This is a genomic window from Microbacterium azadirachtae (assembly GCF_000956545.1).
In the GTDB taxonomy this organism is placed as follows: Bacteria; Actinomycetota; Actinomycetes; order Actinomycetales; family Microbacteriaceae; genus Microbacterium; species Microbacterium azadirachtae.
In genome coordinates, this window is record NZ_JYIT01000080.1 from 68188 (window position 1) to 86609 (window position 18422).

Consider the following 18422-nt stretch of genomic DNA (forward strand, 5'->3'; position numbering starts at 1 on the left):
TGTGTGAGTCAGGGGGTCGAGGATCCGCGCGGAGCGGATCCGGAGTCGGGGGCGTCTTCGGCGAGCAGGTCGTCGAGGCGGGAGATCCGGGAGCGCCAGAGGTCCTCGTAGCGGGACAGCAGGGCGCGAGCGCGGGCGATCATCTCGGGATTCGCGCGGACGAGCCGCTCGCGTCCTTCGGCGCGCTTGATGATGAGCTCGGCCGCCTCGAGGACGGCCACATGCTTCTGCACCGCCGCGAACGACATGTCGTAGTCGCGGGCGAGCTCGGAGACGGACTGCTCCTGGGCGATCGTGCGGCGCAGGATGTCGCGCCGCGTGCTCGCCGCCAGGGCCTGGAACACTCGGTCGATCTGTTCATCGCTCAGTTCATTTCTTACAACCATTTGGTTGTAGATTACGGCGGCCGGATCCCCGTGTCAAGGGTGTCGTCGCGCTTGCGACCTCAGGATCCGACCAGCACCCGGACGAAGAAGAACGAGCCGATGACGAACAGGGCCATGGCGCCCAGCGCGCTGACGAGCACGACCCGGCTGGTGCGCTCGACCGGATACGACTCGCGTGGATCGGCGGGGTTGACGCACACCGTCAGCCGCTCGGACTCGGGGAGCGGTCGCCCGGCGCTCCACACGGTCTTCCCCGTGAAGCTCTGGCCGTCGGCGGCTGTGTACCGATAGACGCTGAGGTACGACGGCAGCTGCGAGATCTCGCCCGGCTCGCTCAGACCCGGCACCTCCTGGTGACCGACGACGACGGCCGGCACGTGCGGCCAGTGGCGCATCCCGCGCTCGCGGTATCGGATCCTGCTCAGCTGGAACACCGAGACGGCGATCATCAGGAGGACGAATCCACCCCAGACGCTCCACACGACGATCTGGATCGTGGTCATGGTCGTACCTCTCCGAGGACGCGGTTCGTCGGCATGCCGACAGGACCGTCGTCACGCGAGCGCTGCGGACCGATCCTAACCAGGACCGAGCCGGTCACCTTGATTCGATTCCTCCGCCCGCCGCGCACAGTTCTCGCCTCGACAACGCCAGTAGCCTGGGCCCGAGCAGACAGGAGTCCACAGTGGCGGCGGAGTCGAACGTGCGAGCCGAAGGGCGCGGCAGGAGCGTCGTGCAGTCTCGTGCGATCGAGAAGCGCGAGCAGCTCCTCCTCGGGGCGGCCGCCGTGTTCGACGAGGTCGGATACTCGGCTGCCAGCCTGTCCCTGATCGAGCAGCGCTCCGGCGTCTCCCGCGGCGCGATGTACTTCCAGTTCACCACCAAGCGCGAGATCGCGGATGCGGTCATCGACGAGCAGCACCGCGCCTCGTCCCGTCTGACCGAAGCGGCCGCCGCGACCGGCGCCGGACCGATCGAGCAGCTGGTGATGATGAGCCATGGGCTGGCCCGTCAGATCCTCGACGATCCTCTGGTGCGCGGCGGGATCCGGCTCACGATGGAGCTCGCGTTCGACGACAGCCCCGTCCATCCGTACCTCGGCTGGATCACCGTGATGGCCGACCTGCTGCGGCAGGGCCAGTCCGAGGGCGTCATCGACGCGGAGGTGGACGCGGACGCCGCCGCCCGCGTGCTGGTCGCCTCCTACACCGGCACGCAGGTCGTGTCGCATGTGCTGGAGGCGCGCAAGGATCTGCCCCGCCGCGTCGACGACCTGCTGCGGATCTTCCTGACCGGGATCATGACGCCCCGCGGACGCGACGAGCGGGAGCGCATCCTCGGAGCGCGCGCCTGACCCGATCGTCGACGAATCGGTGGGGAACGGGCGGCGAGGCGCCTATCCTGGCCGCATGACCGAGAACCCGGATCCGCACGTCGTCGCCGAGGGACTACTGCCGACGCCGTTCACGGCCGCCGAGATCCGCGACGCGCTGCGCGCCGGAGCCGTCATCCGCGTGCGGATCGAGGAGCCCGACGGCACCACGACCGAGCGGATCAACCGATTCTCCGCTGGTGACGACGACGGGGCGCTGCTGGAGAGCCATCCGGCGGACGCGCCCGAGGCGGCGAAGGGCGCACGCGTCACCTGGCGGGAGCTGCAGGCCCATGCGGCCTTCCCCGCCGACCGCTCGACGGTGGCCACCCAGATGATCGAGCACCCGCTCGGTCGGCTCGAGTGCCGGCGCTACGACGTCGCGGACGAGGACGGCGGGACGGTGTTCTGGTTCGCGCTCGCGCATCCGGGCATGCCGGTGCGATACGAGACGACGGATGCGAACGGCACCACCCGGACGACGGTGCTCGCGATCCTGAAGGACTGACGCCCGGCGACGGCGGAAGGCGGGCCTGAGGTGCTCTATGGCGTTCGCCGGGTCCGCCGATACGGTTGGGGCGTGAGCTGGGTTGACGGGTTCGTTTTCGCTGAACCGATGATCGATCTGCGTGACGAGCCCCGGCGGGCAGAGTTGCTGGCGGCCGAGTTGCGTCGGGAACTTGGTCCGGCGCATCCTCTGGCGGGTACTCAGTGGACTGTGGTTGCGGAAGCCGAACCGCAGGACGACGTGCTCGTTGTGACCGCCATGGGCGTGGCAATGGTGCACTTGACGTGGTCGGGCAACACGGAATCTCTCCCGTGGCCGCGCGAGTACGACCTTCCAGATCCCGCAGCGCTGGATCGACTGATCATCGAACGCTATTGAGCCGCTCGCAGAGGGGGTCGTCGCGGAGCATCGGGTCGATCAGGCGTGCGAAGAGCCCAGCACCGCGTCGAGCAGTCCGGGGAACCGCGCCTCGAGGTCGTCGCGGCGGAGCGTGAGGATGCGCCGGCGGCCGTTCGGCTCGTTGCGGATCACGCCCGCCTCGCGCAGCACCTTCATGAAGTGCGACTTGGTCGACTTCGGCAGGTTCGGATCCGTCGCGTGGCACGCCGCCATGTCGAGCGGACCGTCGACGAGCTGACGGGCGATCGAGAGGCGCTCGGGATCGCTCAGCGCGAAGAGTACCGCGGTGAGCTCGATCTCGGAGCGTTCCGGATGCGGAAGATCGACGGCGCCTGGCATGGTTCGATAATACTTGAACATTCATCGGCGGGCGAGTAGTGTGCACAACGTTCGACAATTCTCGAACGGATGAGGAGACGCCATGACCACCCAGCCGATCGCGACGCCTCGGATCGGGGAGTCCGCCGCGCTGCCCGCGCGCTCCGCGCGCACGCGGTTCGGGTTCGTCCTCGCGATCGTCGCGCAGATCCTGATGATGGCGGGGGCGAGCGCACCCTCGCCCTTCTACCCCGTGCTCGCCCAGCGCCTCGGATTCGATGCGATCGTCATCACGGTGGTCTTCGCCGTGTACGCCGCCGCACTGCTGCTCACGCTGCTCGCGGCCGGGTCGCTCTCCGATCACGTCGGACGACGGCCCGTCATCGTCGCAGGACTCGTGGTGCTCGCCGTCAGCATGATCCTGTTCGGGAACGCAGGATCCGTGCTGCTGCTCGTGCTCGCCCGGATCCTGCAGGGCATCGCGAGCGGCCTGCTGATCGCCGCCCTCTCGGCGACCGTCCTGGACCTCGCGCCGCCGGCCCGGCCCGGAACGGCGGCGCTCTGGAACGCGCTCAGCCCCGGGATCGGCCTCGCCTCCGGAGCCCTCGTCTCCGCCCTCGCGCTCGACGCGACCGCCGACGCGCTCCCCGACGTGTTCGACCCGCTCACCGCGGCGTACCTCGTGATCGCGGGGCTGGTGCTCATCGCGCCCGAGACCGCGCCGCTGCTGCCCGGAGCCTGGGCGTCGCTGCGCTTCCGCCTCTCGGTGCCCGCCGAGATCAGGTCGGAGTTCTGGCGGGCCGCTCCCGCGGTCATCGCCGGCTGGGCGACAGGAGGGCTGTTCCTCTCCCTCGGCGCGAGCATCGTCCACGGCGAGCTCGGCGGCACCGCGCACCTGTGGCAGGGGCTGGCCGTCGCGCTGCTGGCAGGCGTCGGGGCGGTCACGGCCTTCGCGATCCGGCGGCGCACGGCCCGCACGATCGTGATCTTCGGCACCGCGGCGCTCGCCACCGGCACCGCGCTGTCGCTGATCGCGCTGGGGCTCGGATCCCTGCCCGCCTACCTGGTGGCCGCCGCCGTGACGGGCATGGGCTTCGGCACCGCGTTCTTCGGCGTTGTCGGATCCCTCGCCCCGCGGATCCCGGCCACCCAGCGCGCCGACGCCTTCGCCGTGCTGTACCTGCTCGCGTATCTCGCCTTCGGGGTGCCGGCCGTGATCGCCGGCGTGCTGGTCGCACCGGTGGGGCTCGGCACGGTCTGCGTCGGCTACGGCGTCATCGTTATCGCGCTGTCGCTGCTCGCGCTCGTCCTGCGCGTGCGCCGCCCCGCCTGACCCGCGGCTGCCGCGACGGCGCTCGCGCCGGGCGACGTGCGCCTCGCACGACGGTCTCGCCGGGGCGGCACCGCGCGCTGATCGGCACGGCGCGTCACCCACCGTTCACCCGGCCGCAACCCTTCGTCCGCCTCGGCTGACCAGGCTCGGGGGAGACTCCCGTCCCCCGTCCTCTGGAGACCCCGTGCCCCTGCTTCACTCGCGTCGCACGCTCGCCGTCGCGCTCGCCTCATTCCTCACCCTCGGCGGATCCGTGCTCGCCGCCGCACCCGCCTCCGCCGCCGACGCGCCGACCGACGTGAAGGACGCGTCGTGCGCGGTCGGCGACACCCGCGACCTCTGCGCGCCCGTCGGCGAGCTGCTCGACGTGCGCATCGGCGACGTGCACCCGACGCAGCCCTCGCTGGGCTACGACGAGGTCTACTACAAGCTCGGCCGCTACGACGCCGAGCTGTCGAAGGACGCGATCAACAAGAAGTTCGCCGACTGGTGCGAGGCCAACGGCCAGCAGGACGTCGCGAGCGCACAGCCGGACGCGACACTGACGGATCCGTCCACCTTCACGTGCACGGTGCCCGTCGGCGGGGAGACCGCCGCCACGATCGAGCCCATGAAGACGGTCGTCATCGGTCCCCACGGAGTGCTCTACCTCACGGACGGACACCACACGCTCACGTCCTTCCAGGAGAACAGCGGCCCCGACGTGCGCGTGCGGCTGCGTGTGCTGGGCAACCTGTCCGGGCTGTCCGACGCGGACTTCTGGAACGCGATGCAGGCGAACAAGTGGACCTGGCTGCGCGACGTGAACGGCGACGCGATCACCCCCGCCCAGCTGCCGTCGAACGTCGGGCTCTCGAACTTCGAGGACGACCGCTTCCGCAGCATCCTCTACTTCGCCCGCGACATCGGCTACTCGGCCGACGGCGCCGTGCCGTTCCAGGAGTTCTACTGGGGGACGTGGCTGCGTACCCGGGCCGACATCCCCGTCGCCGGCTGGAACCAGGACGACCGGGCTGGATCCCTGGCCCTCGTGAAGCAGCTCACCCAGGCGCAGGTCGCGCTCGGCGCGAGCACCGTCGTCGACCCGCAGTCGGGCTACACCGCGGGCGACCTCAGCGTGCTGAGCGCCTGGAACGACGGCAAGGCGGAGGGCAAGGGCGAGTGGGCGAAGCTGGCCAAGCCCTACACCGACGCGAAGCCGGGCAAGCTCGCGTACATGACCGAGTACCGGCTGCGCCACGTGACGCCCGCGCCCACGGCGCCGTCCGCTCCCGCCGCGCCCTCCGCTGTCGTCGGCGGCGCCTCGTCCGCCGGGTCGCACGTGACGCTCAGCTGGACGGCCCCCGCCGACGGCGGGTCCCCGATCACCGGCTACACGGTGTCGCTCGGCGCCGGGCTGACGGCGGACGTCGATGCGCGCAGCACGTCGTTCACGTTCGACGGCGTCGCCCCCGGCTCGTACTCGGCGACCGTCACGGTGCACAACGCGATCGGATCCACGGCGTCCGCCGCCACGCCGGTCGCGGTGGCCGACCCGGCCGCGGTGCAGGGCGCGGTGGCGATCTCGGGCGACCTGCGTCCGGGAGGCACGGTCACCGTCTCGGCGACCGGACTCGCGTCCGACGTCGCGGGGTTCGCGGTCGAGGTGCACTCGGATCCGGTGTCGCTCGGCACGGGATCTACCAACGCCGCCGGCGCCTTCACGCTGCAGGCCGCCCTGCCCGCCTCGCTCCCCGCGGGCGCCCACACGGTGACCGTCTCGTTCGGCGGCACCACGGTCGCCTCCGCGTCGTTCACGGTCGTCCCGGCGAGCGCCGGGAACGGCGGCGGCTCCACGCCGGGCTCCGGATCCGGCGGCTCGGCAGGATCCGGATCCGCTTCCGCGGGTTCTCTCGCGACCACCGGATCCGAGGCGCCGATCGGGCTCGGCATCGCCGGCGTCGTCGTGATCGCCGCGGGCGTGCTGCTCCTGGCCCGCCGCCGCGCCGCCCTCGACGCGGACTGACGCCGCACCCGAGGAAGGGCGCACGACCGCGATCCGGTCGTGCGCCCTTCCTCGTCGCGCCGCGGGCTCCCGGTCAGCGCGGCCCGCGCCGGAACAGGCCCGCGAAGAGGGTGTGCAGCAGCGGCAGCACCGAGACGCTCATCAGGACGACGCCGAGCGGAGGGTTTGCGGTCAGCACGAGCGCGCCGCCGATGAGCAGCGCGGCGAACAGCAGCGCCGAGACGCCGCGGCGGATGAGGCCGTCGATGCGGTCGAGGCGGCGCTCGATGCGCGAGGTGTCGAACGTGACGGATCCCTCGTCGACGCGCGTGATGATGTCGTCGATCCGCTTCGGCAGCCGCCACAGCGTCGCCGCGTTCGCGACCGCCTGACCGGCGAGATCCTGCACGATGTTGCCGCTCTCGTCGGCCAGCAGCCGGGTGGCGTACGGCTCGATCGACTCCCAGATGTTGAACTGCGGATCCAGCCCGCTGCACATTCCCGAGGTGAGCGACACCGCCCGGATCAGCAGGAGGAGCCCCTCGGGCAGCTGCACCGGAAGCGAGCGCATGGTGTCGCCGAACTCCTCGGCGAACCCCTGGAACTCGCGAGGATCCACGTCGCGCAGCTCGGCGAACCCCATGCCCCCGAACCGGGCGAACAGGGCGGTGAGCGCCCGCTCCAGCTCGCGGTTCTCGGCCGACGGCATGAGCACGCCGATCTCCTGGGCTGCGGCGACCATGCCCTTGCCGTCGCGGGAGGCGGCCGCGATGAACAGGGTCCGCAGCCCGTGCCGGATGCCCTCGGGCACCTCCGCCATCATCCCGAAGTCGATGAAGGTCAGCCGCCAGCGGCGCCCGGCCGTTGAGCGAGCGGAGCGAGACGAAATGCCGTCTTCCGCAGGATCAGCACTCTCCGGGACCTGGTCCTCGTGCGGCGTGACGAAGATGTTGCCGGGATGCGGATCCGCATGCACGAAGCCGTGTGTGAAGACCTGGTCGAACATGACCTCGGCGAACACGTGGGCCACGTCGGCCGGATCGATGCCGGCCGCGCGGAGGGCATCCACGTCGTTGATCTTGATCGCGGTGACATCCGAGAGCGTGAGCACACGGCGCGTGGTGCGCTCCCAGGCGACCAGCGGGGCGTCGACCCGCGGGTCGTCTCGGAACGCCTCCGCGAAGCGCTCAGCGGCCGACGCCTCGTGGATGTAGTCGATCTCCTCGAGGCTCGTCTGGGCGAACTCCTCGACGAGCGCGGGCGCGTTGACGCGATCGGCGACGAACCGGATCCGGCGCAGCCACCCGGCGACGCGGCGCAGTGCGGCGAGGTCCGTGGCGACGACCTGGTCGATCCCCGGCCGCTGCACCTTGACGACGACCTCGGAGAACCCGGTGTCGCCCGCATCCTGCGCGGAGAGCCGGGCACGGTGCGCCTGTCCCAGCGAGGCGGCGGCGAGCGGCACCTCGTCGAACGACGCGAAGGCGCGCGCGAGCGGCACGCCCAGCTCCGCTTCGGCGAGCGCGCGGATCTGGTCGATCGGCACCGCGGGCACCTCGTCCTGCAGGCCCGCGAGCTCGGTGGTGATCTCGGGCGGCAGGACGTCGAGCCGTGACGACAGGAACTGGCCGACTTTGATCATCAGACCGCCCAGCTCGACGGCGAGCACGTGGAACCGCTGCGCGAGGGTGCGCATCCGCCGCTCGCGGCTGCTCTCGGCGACCCGCGCCAGGCCGATCCGCGGCAGCGCGATCTCGAACCACCACGTCTGCGCGAGCACACGCGCGGCGAAGGCGAGGATGCGCCGATAGCGGGCGCGCAGCGGAGCACTCTGCCCCTCTGCCCCGGCGGTGTGCGGCGAGGGCGACGGACTCCGATCAACGACCATCACGATGTGCCTCCGGTCCCATCTTCGTGCCCTGGGCCGCCCTGGACATCCCCCTCGCGACCGCCGCGCCGGGAGAGGAGATCGCCCCGGGGATCGAGGCGGCCTCCCCCACCGCAGTCGGGACCGGGAGCTCGGTGCGCGCTGCGGTTCCTCCCGCCATCAGTCGGCGAGGATCGCGTACAGCCTGCGGCGGGCCTCGTCGAGCACTTCGATCGCCTGCTGCACCTGCTCCGGGGTGCCCGTGCGCGCGACCTGCGCCGCCGCACCCGCGAGGTCCACCCCGGCCTTGGGCAGCGCCCCGAACGCGGCAGCACCGGCGCGCGCACCGGATCCCTCCCATGGCGGCGTGCCGGCCTCATCGGCGACCGCGCGGCCCGCCTCGGTCAGCGAGTAGGTCTTGCGGCCACCCTGCTCGGCAGCCTCGATCAGGCCCTCGTCGGCGAGCAGCTGCAGGGTCGGGTACACCGATCCGGCGCTCGGCTTCCACGAGCCGCCGCTGCGCTCCTCGATCTCCTGGATGATCTGGTAGCCGTGCATGGGCTGCTCGGCGAGCAGCGCGAGCACGGCGGCGCGCACGTCGCCGCGGGCCATGCGCGGAGCCTGCGGCCGCTGGTCGAAGACCGAGCGCAGGTGCTCCATCGCCTCCCAGAGCCCCGCCGTCGGGTTCATGCCGGGCCGTCCGCCGAAGCCACGGCCACCGCCCGGTCCGAACCCCGGTCCTCCGAAACCACGAGATGCATAGTTGTTGTCCATGACGACCTCCTCAGGTCTGCCCCTTGTCGAGCGATAGTTAACGATATGTCGCTATGTATCGGAAGGGAAGAGAGGATCCGGATCCGCATCCGAGGCGATTCTCACCGACCGTAGAATTTCGGCCCGGCGAGTCGCTAGGCTCCGAGCACCCGATGCCGATCGAACGAATGGTGACGATGATGTCCCCACGAACCGGCGCTGAGGTGCGTCTCACCGCCCCGCGACGCACGCTCTCACTCTCAACCCTCCGACGCACACCCGCGACCATCGCCGTGGTGGCCGCCTCGCTCCTCGTGCTGGCGGGCTGCGGCGGCACTGCGCACGATCCGGCCCCGGAGACTCCGCATGCGTTCGCCGCTCCGGCGTCCGCCGGCCCCTCGCCGAAGGCGACCACGTTCGAGACCGTCGAGGTCAGCACCTCCATCCCGTTCGAACGCACCACCGTCGACGACCCCGAGCGAGACGCCGGCGTCACCGAGATCGTGACACCGGGCGCGCTCGGAACGAAGGTCTCCACCTACCGCGTGACGCGGGTCGACGGCGTGGAGGCCGCACGGACGCTGGTGGGCGAGACGGTGACGGTCGCGCCCGTCACCGAGGTCACCGCGCACGGCACCCGGGAGCCGCAGGCGGCGGCCCCTGCACCCTTCGTCGCCGCGGAGCCCGCGGCACAGTGCGATCCCAACTATGCGGACGCGTGCGTGCCGATCGCCAGCGACGTCGACTGCGCCGGGGGAAAGGGCAACGGCCCGGCCTACGTGCAGGGTCCGGTGCGGGTGGTCGGCACCGACATCTACGACCTGGATCGCGACGGCGACGGCATCGGCTGCGACAAGTAGCCGCCACGCCCGGGCAGCATCCCGCCACGCCCGGGCGGCATCCCGCCACGCCCTACGGTGGAGGCATGACGATCACCGCCGCGGCAGACGGTTCCGCCCTGGGCAACCCCGGGCCCAACGGCTGGGCCTGGTACATCGACGACGCGAACTGGGCGGCCGGCGGATCCCCGCACGGCACGAACAACCAGGGCGAGCTGCAGGCCGTGCTGGAACTGCTGCGCGCGACGTCGGTCGTCGCCGGCGAGAAGCTCGTGATCGAGTGCGACAGCCGTTATGTGATCGATTCCGTGACCAAGTGGATGCCGGGGTGGAAGCGCAAAGGGTGGCGCAAGTCCGACGGCGGCCCCGTGCTCAACCGGGACCTGCTCGAGGGCATCGACGTCGAGCTGCGCGGCCGCGACGTCTCCTTCACCTGGGTCAAGGGCCACGCGGGGCACCCCTTGAACGAGGCCGCGGACCTGCGCGCGAACGCCGCCGCGACCGCGTACCAGCGCAAGCAGGAGCCCGACCGCGGACCCGGGTTCACCGCGGCGGCGCCGTTCGACGAGGCCCCTGCCGTGCTCGCGGAGCCGGAGCCTGCGCTCCCCCCGCGCGGCCACGAAGCGCCGGCCGTCGCACCGTCGCCGGCACCGGCGCAGACGCTGTGGGCGGAGGCGACGGATCTGCTCGACGGGCTGGACCTGCCTGCGAGCACTCCCCCGATCGACCTGCACGTCGCCCTGAGCGCCGAGGAGCACGCGCGTCTCCGCGACCGCGCGGACGCCCAGAGCGTGACCCTCGAAGAGGCGCTGCGCCGGCTGATCTGAAGCGCAGGCGAGCGCGACGCCACTCGGCGTAAGCGCGCGGCGTGAGCGAGGGTGGCGCCGATCCTCTCTCAGTACGACCGCAGCGCCACCCGCGTCTGCGTCTGCGCGGCCCCGCACTCCTTCTTGAGGCGGCGCAGCAGCCGGTCCAGGGTCGCGGTGTCGCGGGTGAACGCGCGCACCATGCCGTCGTAGGCGCCGGTCATGTGCACGGCGTCGACGATCTCCGAGATAGATCCGACCCGCTCCGCGAAGACGTCGAAGTCGGTGGTGTCGTCCAGTCGCACGTCGATGAAGACCTCCAGCCCGCCGCGCGGATCCGGGGCGTCGATCCCCGTCCGGATCGTGTAGCCGAGAATGATGCCGCTCTGCTCGAGACGACGCACGCGGACGGCGGCGGCGTTGGTGCTGAGCCCGACGGTGCGCCCGATCTCACTGAACGAACGGCGTGCGTTCTCCTGCAGCAGACCGAGGATCTGCTCGTCGATGGCGTCCATGTTGGTCAGACTAACCACTGAACCGACAGAATCCCCGATCGGTCGGCACGAAGCCGTCACACTGGACGGCATGGAGGGGTTCTGGATCCCGGCGGTGGCCGGCATGCTGGCCGGGCTCGGTGTCGCGATGCCGCTGGGCGCGATCGGCGCGCTCCTTCTGCGCGAGGGCATCGTGAACGGGTTCCGCGTCGCTGCGGCCGGCGCGGCCGGCGTGGCGACGGTCGACCTCCTCTACTGCGCCGCGGCCACCGCCGCGGGAGCGTTCCTCGCCTCGGTGATCGAGGGCTTCCGTGGCCCTTTCCTGATCGCATCCGGGGTCCTGGTCGTCGGGATCGGGATCCTGCAGCTGTTCCGGATCCGACGCGATGCCGGATCCGATGAGCCCGAGGTCGGCAGGATCTCGGCGCTCGGCGCGTACGCGCGGTTCGTCGGCCTCACGGCGATCAACCCGATGACGCTGATCTACTTCCTCGCACTCGGCGGCGCCGTCACCGCGCGCAGCGCCTCGCCGTCGGGACCCGTGGTGTTCGTGGTCGCCGCGGGGATCGCCTCGCTCGCCTGGCAGCTCGTGCTGGCGGGCGTCGGCGCGGCCTTCGGCCATCTGATCGGACCGCGCGCGACCCGCCTCATCGGGATCCTGGCGTCGCTCGTCGTGATCGGGCTCGGGGCCGTCGTGCTCGCCGGCGGCGTCGGCGCGCTCGTCTCCCCCTGAGCGTCTCAGCGCCCGGCGAGCAGCTCTTCCAGGCGCTCGGCCTCGGCGGCCGGCATGGAGTACATGTGCTCCGGAGCCGGGTACACGCGGTCGCGCACCTCGTCCGCGTAAGCGGTGACCCCGTCGATCGCCGCCCTGCGCAGGTCGGCGTACCGCTTGACGAACCGGGCCGCGCCGCCGTCGTAGATCCCGAGCAGGTCGTGGAAGACCAGCACCTGCCCGTCGGTGGCGGATCCGGCTCCGATCCCGATCACGGGGATGTCGAGGAGGGGCATGAGCGCTGCGGTGACCTCGCTCGGCACCGCCTCGACCACCAGCAGTGCGCAACCCGCATCCTGCAGGGCGAGGGCGTCGTCGATCAGGGCGAGCGCGGCCTCGGCCGTACGCCCCTGCGAGCGGTAGCCGCCGAGCGAGGTGGCGGTCTGCGGGGTGAGCCCGACGTGGCCGACGACGGGGATCCCGGCCTCCACGAGGGCTCGTGCGCGTTGCACCGAGGTGCCGCCGCGCTCGATCTTGACGAGGTCGCAGCCGGTCTCCTTCACGAAGCGCTGCGCTGTCGCGAGGGCCTGCGCGTCCGACGTCTCGTACGAACCGAACGGGAGGTCGGCGACGAGCAGCGGCTTCGTGAGGCCTCGGCGCACAGCCTTGGTGAGCATGATCATCTCGTCGACGGAGACGGGCACTGTGCTGTCGTAGCCGAGCACCGTCATCGCTGCGGAATCGCCGACGAGCACGATGTCGACGCCGGCCGCCTCGACGATCTGCGCGCCGGGGTGATCGTAGGCCGTGACCATGACGATCGGCTCGCCGGCGGCCTTCTTCGCCGCGAGATCGCCCAGGCCGAGCCGGCGGTCCGGGGCGGCGTGCGCGCTCACTTCGTCTCCCCCCGGTCGCTCAGTGCGGCGTGCGCACGGGCCTCCGTGAGCAGTGCGTCCACGGCGGTGTCGACCTGGCTGATCGCGTTCGCCCGGTCGACGTGCACCACGGTCGGGGCGTAGCCGACGAGGTCTTCGGGCGCGTAGTCGGCGTACGAGATGACGATGACGGTATCGCCCGTGTGCACGAGCCGGGCGGCCGCGCCGTTGACCTGGATCACTCCGGAGCCGCGCTCGCCCGCGATCGTGTAGGTCTCGAACCGCGAGCCGTTGTCGACGTCGACGACGTGCACCTGCTCGTGCGGAAGGATGTCTGCCGCGTCGAGCAGGTCGGGGTCGATCGTGATGGATCCGACGTAGTGCAGGTCGGATCCGGTGATCGTCGCCCGGTGGATCTTCGACTTCAGCATGGTGCGTCGCATCAGGCGCTCACTCTCAGGAGGCGGTTGTCGATGAGGCGGGCGGCGCCGACGTGCGCGGCGACCGCGAGAAGGGTGTCGCCGGTCAGCGTCGTGACCGGCCGCAGATCGTCGGCGGTGCGCAGCTCGAGGTATTCGGGGACGATGCCGGCATCGTCCAGCGCGCGCCGCGCGACATCCATGACGACCGCGGCCTCGCGCTCGCCCTGTTCGACGGCGACGGCGGCGGCCGCGAGAGCGCGGTTCACAGCCGACGCCTGCCGTCGGGCCGCGGGGTCGAGGTAGACGTTGCGCGAGCTCATGGCGAGTCCGTCGGGTTCGCGCACGGTCGGGACGGCCTGGATCCGCACATCGATGTCGAGGTCGCGCACGAGCCGGCGCACGACGAGCACCTGCTGCGCATCCTTCTGCCCGAAGAAGGCGATGTCGGGGGCGACGATGCCGAACAGCTTGGCGACCACGGTGGCGACCCCGTCGAAGTGGTGAGCGCCGCGACTCGCGCCGTCGAGCACGTCGGTGATGCCCGCGATGTGGATCGTCGTGGCGAAGCCGTCGGGGTAGATCTCGGCGGGCGCGGGTGCGAACAGGATGTCGACGCCGGCACCTTCCGCCAGGGCCGCGTCCCGCGCCTCGTCGCGCGGGTAGCGGCTGAGGTCTTCGTTCGGGCCGAACTGGGTGGGGTTCACGAACAGCGAGACCACGACGAGGTCGGTGCTCCTGCGCGCTTCGTGCATCAGCGCCAGATGGCCGGCGTGGAAGGCGCCCATCGTCGGAACGAGACCGACGCTGCCGCCCTGGATCCTGGCCTCACGGACAGCCTCGCGGACCTCGGCGATCGTGCGGATGATCCTCATGCGCGGGTCCTCCCGGCCTCTCCCGTGGTCGTTCCCTGGTCAGCACCCAGGGTCGTTGAGCGAGCGAAGCGAGACGAAACGCCGTCTCCTTCGCGACCCGCGAGCACGCGGGTCTGCGCCGTCAGCGCATCGACGAGCTCCAGGAGCTCCGGATTGCCCGCCGCGACCGCCACCCGCTGCCGGGCGACAGTGGCCTCATCGCCGCGGGCGATCGGCCCGGTGAGGGCCCCGGCCGCGCCACGATCGGCCCAGTTCGTCACCGTCTGCCGCACGAGCGGCGCGAGGACCGCGCGTGCCTGCGCCGACGGGATCCCCGCGGATCCGGCCACCCGCTCGGCGGCGTCGAACACGGCGAGGATCAGGTTCGAGGCGATCGACGCGGACGCGTGGTAGCCCGCGCGGTGCCGGTCGTCGACCTGGAACGGGTGAGCTCCGAGCGCGACGGCCAGCCTTTCCGCCACGGCGAGGGTCTCGGGCGTGCGTCCGTCGACCGCGGCGCCGATTCCGTGGAACACGCTCGGCGCCTCGGTTCCGGTGACGGTCTGCAGCGGGTGGACGCTGAAGTCGACGTCATCGAGGCCCGTGGCTCCGGAGACATGGCCGACCAGCCGCGCGTGCGGGCGCGCTGCGAGCGCCGCGTCGTGGATCGCCGCATCCGGCACGCAGAGGATCGCGGCGTCGACCGCGGGGATCGGGTCTCCCCGATGAAGAGGTCCGGCGACGCTGAAGCCGGCTGCCGTCAGCGCCCGCGCGAGCACACGGCCGAGCCGTCCGGCACCGACGACGGCGATGTCGCGGACGGGCGCGGCGGGGAGGGAAGAGAAGGTCTCGTTCATTGTTGGACCCCGACCGGAATAGACGGCCGGGACGGGTCGAGTATCCGCCCGAGACACGAGGCGTACCAAATCGTGGATCAGATAGACATGTACTGACCATCGTTGATAAAGCTATTTGATGCAAAATGATTTATCTTGCCGGTCCTTTTGATCTCTGCCTACGCCGCGCGCTGGCACGCGCCGCCTCGCTCCGAGTCGGCACCGGCCAGGCTGGATACCCCGGTCTGGCGCCGAAGTTCGCGGCTCGAGCGCTCTGCTAGCCTCACCCCCATGCCGTCGCCGTCGACTCTCGCCGCCCTCCGCGCCTTCGTCGAGGAGCGGGACTGGGACCAGTTCCACACCCCGGAGAACCTCGCGAAGAGCATCGCGATCGAGTCCGGCGAGCTGCTGGAGTGCTTCCAATGGGGCGGCGATTTCGATCCGACGCGCGTGGAGGAGGAGCTCGCCGACGTCGTCACGTACTGCATCCATCTCGCGAACCGGATCGGCGTCGACCTCGATGACATCGTGCTGCGCAAGCTCGAATCCAGCCGACAGAAGTACCCGACCGAACAGGCGCGCGGGCGAATGGTGAAGTACACGCAGCTCGCGGCCGAGCGAGAGGCCGAGACCGAGACCGTCACAGAAGCCGCGATCCGGGATGGCGCACGCGCGGGAGCGGCCTCGGATCCTGAGCCATCATGACGCGGATTGAACATTTGGCGTTCCGCCAGGATGTCGTCAGTACGCGAGCGCGCGCAGATCCGCACCTCACAAACTGGCCGGTCGTGTACGTGATCGATGGCTTTTCCCGCAGTCGCAAAGCTCCCGATCTGTATGTCGGCGAGACGGTGAATGCGCACAAGCGCCTGCTCCAGCACCTGAAAGGACCGAAGCGGGCAGCCCGACTCGACACGATCCACGTTGTCATCGATGAGCGCTTCAACAAGTCGGTGTGCCTCGATCTTGAGGCACACCTGATCCGGTGGTTCTCCGGCGACGCTCGGTTTCAGGTGCTTAACAGCAACGCAGGACTTGCGTCAGACGCGCAGTACTACGACCGGGAGCGATACCGAACGTCGTTCCGCAACGTCTTCGAACAGCTGCGCGCAGAAGGGCTGTTCACCCAGAGCATCAGCTCCATCGAGAACAGCGACATGTTCAAACTGTCACCGTTCAAGGCGCTCAACCCCGATCAGAACGTCGCCGTCGACAACATCCTGAAGGCTCTCCTTAGGGATCTGCGCCATGACAAGAGCGGCTCGACGCTTGTGGTGCAGGGTGGACCGGGCACGGGCAAAACGATCGTCGCGATCTTCCTCATGAAGTTGCTCGCTGACATCGCGGCTCACATCCCGGGTGATGACTTCGAGCAAGATTCCTTGTTTGCCGACTACTTCCTGGACGGGGATCGCCAGCCGCTCGCCGGGCTCCGAACGGCACTCGTGATCCCGCAGCAGTCGTTGCGCCGGTCGGTCCAGCGCGTGTTCGCCAAGACGCCGCGTCTAGATCCGAAGACCGTCCTGAGCCCGTTTCAGCTCGCGGAGTCCGCCAGCGAGTACGATCTTGTCTTCGTCGACGAAGCTCATCGACTCGGACAACGCGCGAACCAGGCGTCCGGCAGTCAGAACAAGAAGTTCTCCAACATCAACGAGAAGTTGTTCGGCCGCGACGATCGCACGTTCACCCAGCTCGATTGGATCCGCGCTCGAAGCAGCCATCAGATCCTGCTCGTCGATGAGTTACAGAGCGTGCGCCCGCACGACATCGGTCCGGAGACTCTGCAGCGCACCCTTCGCGCCGCGAAGGACGGCGACCGCCACTTCCACCTCATGACCCAGATGCGCGTGAAGGCGGACGCTGACTACATCGGATTCGTGCGCGCGGCCCTGCGCGGTGAGGACCCGCCGCGCCCTGACCTTGGCGATTACGACCTGCGCTTCTTCGACGACCTCGGTGAGATGCGCGCGGCGATCCGTGATGCCGAACAGCGCTTCGGGCTGTCGCGCCTGGTCGCGGGATTCGCCTGGGATTGGGTCACGAAGAGGCGCAAGAACAAGAAGCTTGTGGCAGACTTCGACATCGAGATCGACGGCGTCCGTTTGCTCTGGAACACGACGGACAAAGACTGGATCAGCTCTGCCAGTGCCGCGGACGAGGTCGGCTCCATCCATACCGTCCAGGGCTACGACCTGAACTACGCCGGCGTGATCATCGGGCCTGACCTTCGGCTGGATCCAGCGACCGGGGCGATCGTCGCAGATCGAGAGAGATACCGCGACAAGAAGGGCAAGGAGACCACCGGCTCGTTTGCCGGTGGCTTCACTGACGAGCAACTGCTGGTCTTCGTCCGCAATGTATACGGCGTGCTTCTGACTCGTGGCATGCTCGGCACGTACGTGTACGTGTGTGATCCGGCCTTGCGCGAACGGTTGCGAACGGTGTTCAGCGACTGACCCCGAGATCGCCGCCACGCAGTCCACGCCACGCGCGGACGACGCGCCGGGAAAGTCTGCGGCCGCTGATTGGCTGGACGGATGGAGATCCCCACTCTCGTCCTGCTCATCGCCGTCGCCGTGCTGGTGGTCGCGTTCATCGTCACCGTCTGGATGCTGAGCCGACGCAATCGGCGGGTCACGGACGAGCTCCAGCGCCGTTACGCGGAGGGCGAGAACACGCTCATCGAGCGTCAGGCCGACGTGACGCGTGAGCTGCAGAGCTCGCACGACGAGACGCTGGCCGCGCTGACCGCGCAACACCACACCGAGATCTCGCAGAGGATCCAGGCGCATGAAGAGCAGGTGCGCTCGCTCATCGCGGAGCGCGACGCCGCGGTCGCGAACGAGGAAGGATCCCGGCTGCTTGCCGGCCGCGGTCTGCGCTGGGACCTCGCCTCGCGTGAGGTGCTCGTGGACGCCTGCGATGCGGCGGGCCTCGACGCGATCATCGCGACGAACATCGTCTTCTCGCCGCGCGACGAGGGATCCATCGCCCCGTACTGCGCGCAGCTCGATCATCTGGTGATCACCGAGAAGGCGATCGTGCTCGTGGAGAGCAAGTACTGGCAGGGGCTCATCCTCGACGGCAAGAAGCCCTCGACGCTCGCCGGCGCGCTCGGGGTGCTGTTCGACGAGAGCACCCTTCCGACATCGTTCGTGATCGCGATCTCTCGCGACGGCAACGAGCGGCTCGATGTGCGCACGCTGCTCGACGCTGATTCCCCTGCCTCGCAGGTGCGCCAGCAGGCGCACCTCTTCCACCAGCACCTCGTCGCGCAGCATGGATCCGCGCCCTCCCTGCAGACCTGCGTGTTCTACTCGCACCCGGATGCCCGCGTCTGGACGGGCGGCCTCGACGAGACCGAGCATGCGGAGCCGACGCGCATCGCCTCGGTGCGCACCATCCAGAAGGCGCTCCTGGACGCGCAGTCGGGTGGAGCGGCGGGCCCGTCGTCGCACCAGCTCACGCAGCTCGTCGCGACGGTGCGCGAGCTGGGCGCCGACCTGCACGGAACCGGGCGGTTCGCCTCCGAGTTCCGCAGCCCGGTGCCGCTGGACTTCCGCATGCCTGCGCACGGGGCGCTGGCGGCGGCGTCTGCGGATGGGCCGCGGATCCGGGAGCGACGCAGCGTGCGCGCCTGAGCGGTCGGAGCGCTTCTTCAGTAACG

The 18422-nt window shown here is 70.1% G+C and carries 21 protein-coding genes; 11 read left to right on the top strand and 10 right to left on the bottom strand.

Annotated elements, in window-relative coordinates:
- Positions 1-8 precede the first annotated feature (8 nt).
- Positions 9-386 (bottom strand): ArsR/SmtB family transcription factor, encoded by a 378-nt coding sequence (locus tag RL72_RS11945; RefSeq protein ID WP_045251071.1) that lies wholly within the window; start codon positions 384-386, stop codon positions 9-11.
- 59 nt (positions 387-445) lie between these two features.
- On the bottom strand, positions 446-889 hold the full coding sequence (locus RL72_RS11950) for a DUF3592 domain-containing protein (RefSeq protein ID WP_045251072.1): 444 nt from the start codon (positions 887-889) through the stop codon (positions 446-448).
- 230 nt (positions 890-1119) lie between these two features.
- Between RL72_RS11950 and RL72_RS11955 the strand changes: the two genes are divergently transcribed.
- The 3 genes from RL72_RS11955 (at position 1120) to RL72_RS11965 (ending at position 2644) form a co-directional block, all read left to right on the top strand.
- A complete protein-coding gene (locus tag RL72_RS11955) occupies positions 1120-1740 on the top strand; it encodes a ScbR family autoregulator-binding transcription factor (protein ID WP_045251132.1) in 621 nt (206 codons plus the stop codon).
- 55 nt (positions 1741-1795) lie between these two features.
- On the top strand, positions 1796-2266 hold the full coding sequence (locus RL72_RS11960; protein ID WP_045251073.1) for a hypothetical protein: 471 nt from the start codon (positions 1796-1798) through the stop codon (positions 2264-2266).
- 72 nt (positions 2267-2338) lie between these two features.
- Positions 2339-2644 carry a hypothetical protein gene (locus tag RL72_RS11965; RefSeq protein ID WP_052674357.1) on the top strand — a complete coding sequence of 102 codons (306 nt, stop codon included), beginning with the start codon at positions 2339-2341 and terminating at the stop codon, positions 2642-2644.
- 39 nt (positions 2645-2683) lie between these two features.
- Here the strand turns inward: RL72_RS11965 and RL72_RS11970 are convergent, their stop codons facing one another.
- Positions 2684-3004, bottom strand: a complete 321-nt coding sequence (locus RL72_RS11970) for an ArsR/SmtB family transcription factor (RefSeq protein WP_045251074.1) — start codon at positions 3002-3004, stop codon at positions 2684-2686.
- 82 nt (positions 3005-3086) lie between these two features.
- Between RL72_RS11970 and RL72_RS11975 the strand changes: the two genes are divergently transcribed.
- Both RL72_RS11975 and RL72_RS19885 read left to right on the top strand, forming a co-directional pair.
- Positions 3087-4316 (top strand): MFS transporter, encoded by a 1230-nt coding sequence (locus tag RL72_RS11975; RefSeq protein ID WP_045251075.1) that lies wholly within the window; start codon positions 3087-3089, stop codon positions 4314-4316.
- Positions 4317-4500: 184 nt separating this feature from the next.
- Complete coding sequence (locus RL72_RS19885) at positions 4501-6321, top strand: ParB-like protein (protein WP_156156790.1); 1821 nt, start codon at positions 4501-4503, stop codon at positions 6319-6321.
- 73 nt (positions 6322-6394) lie between these two features.
- Here RL72_RS19885 and RL72_RS11985 read toward each other — a convergent pair whose 3' ends face one another.
- Together RL72_RS11985 and RL72_RS11990 are read right to left on the bottom strand one after the other, a co-directional pair.
- Complete coding sequence (locus RL72_RS11985; RefSeq protein WP_045251076.1) at positions 6395-8188, bottom strand: ABC1 kinase family protein; 1794 nt, start codon at positions 8186-8188, stop codon at positions 6395-6397.
- Positions 8189-8347: 159 nt separating this feature from the next.
- The gene (locus RL72_RS11990; RefSeq protein ID WP_045251077.1) at positions 8348-8941 is read right to left on the bottom strand and encodes a PadR family transcriptional regulator; all 594 of its coding nucleotides are present in this window, start codon (positions 8939-8941) and stop codon (positions 8348-8350) included.
- Between the two features lie 275 nt (positions 8942-9216).
- Between RL72_RS11990 and RL72_RS11995 the strand changes: the two genes are divergently transcribed.
- Positions 9217-9780 carry a G5 domain-containing protein gene (locus RL72_RS11995; protein WP_346218193.1) on the top strand — a complete coding sequence of 188 codons (564 nt, stop codon included), beginning with the start codon at positions 9217-9219 and terminating at the stop codon, positions 9778-9780.
- A gap of 65 nt (positions 9781-9845) precedes the next feature.
- Complete coding sequence (locus RL72_RS12000; protein ID WP_045251078.1) at positions 9846-10586, top strand: ribonuclease H family protein; 741 nt, start codon at positions 9846-9848, stop codon at positions 10584-10586.
- A 68-nt stretch (positions 10587-10654) separates the two neighbouring features.
- Here the strand turns inward: RL72_RS12000 and RL72_RS12005 are convergent, their stop codons facing one another.
- The gene (locus tag RL72_RS12005; protein WP_045251079.1) at positions 10655-11080 is read right to left on the bottom strand and encodes an Lrp/AsnC family transcriptional regulator; all 426 of its coding nucleotides are present in this window, start codon (positions 11078-11080) and stop codon (positions 10655-10657) included.
- A 70-nt stretch (positions 11081-11150) separates the two neighbouring features.
- On the opposite strand from RL72_RS12005, the gene RL72_RS12010 reads away from it, so the two are divergent.
- Complete coding sequence (locus RL72_RS12010) at positions 11151-11792, top strand: LysE family transporter (protein ID WP_045251080.1); 642 nt, start codon at positions 11151-11153, stop codon at positions 11790-11792.
- A 5-nt stretch (positions 11793-11797) separates the two neighbouring features.
- Here RL72_RS12010 and panB read toward each other — a convergent pair whose 3' ends face one another.
- Genes panB through RL72_RS12030 form a run of 4 tightly spaced genes read right to left on the bottom strand, consistent with a single transcriptional unit; the run spans position 11798 to position 14776 of the window.
- A complete protein-coding gene (gene panB, locus RL72_RS12015) occupies positions 11798-12667 on the bottom strand; it encodes a 3-methyl-2-oxobutanoate hydroxymethyltransferase (RefSeq protein WP_045251081.1) in 870 nt (289 codons plus the stop codon).
- Complete coding sequence (gene panD / locus RL72_RS12020; protein WP_045251082.1) at positions 12664-13089, bottom strand: aspartate 1-decarboxylase; 426 nt, start codon at positions 13087-13089, stop codon at positions 12664-12666. The genes panB and panD overlap by 4 nt, the downstream gene beginning before the upstream one ends.
- Positions 13089-13940: a pantoate--beta-alanine ligase gene (gene panC / locus RL72_RS12025; RefSeq protein ID WP_045251083.1), complete on the bottom strand. Its 852-nt coding sequence runs from the start codon at positions 13938-13940 to the stop codon at positions 13089-13091. Before panC ends, panD begins: the two co-directional genes overlap by 1 nt.
- Positions 13937-14776, bottom strand: coding sequence for a Rossmann-like and DUF2520 domain-containing protein (locus RL72_RS12030; RefSeq protein WP_082072352.1), 840 nt, complete (start codon positions 14774-14776; stop codon positions 13937-13939). Before RL72_RS12030 ends, panC begins: the two co-directional genes overlap by 4 nt.
- 270 nt (positions 14777-15046) lie before the next feature.
- Between RL72_RS12030 and RL72_RS12035 the strand changes: the two genes are divergently transcribed.
- From RL72_RS12035 to RL72_RS12045, 3 genes are all read left to right on the top strand, one after another.
- Complete coding sequence (locus RL72_RS12035; protein ID WP_082072353.1) at positions 15047-15460, top strand: nucleotide pyrophosphohydrolase; 414 nt, start codon at positions 15047-15049, stop codon at positions 15458-15460.
- Positions 15457-17211 (top strand): DUF2075 domain-containing protein, encoded by a 1755-nt coding sequence (locus RL72_RS12040; RefSeq protein WP_045251084.1) that lies wholly within the window; start codon positions 15457-15459, stop codon positions 17209-17211. The genes RL72_RS12035 and RL72_RS12040 overlap by 4 nt, the downstream gene beginning before the upstream one ends.
- Positions 17212-17292: 81 nt before the next feature.
- On the top strand, positions 17293-18396 hold the full coding sequence (locus RL72_RS12045) for a nuclease-related domain-containing protein (RefSeq protein ID WP_045251085.1): 1104 nt from the start codon (positions 17293-17295) through the stop codon (positions 18394-18396).
- Positions 18397-18422: the final 26 nt, after the last annotated feature.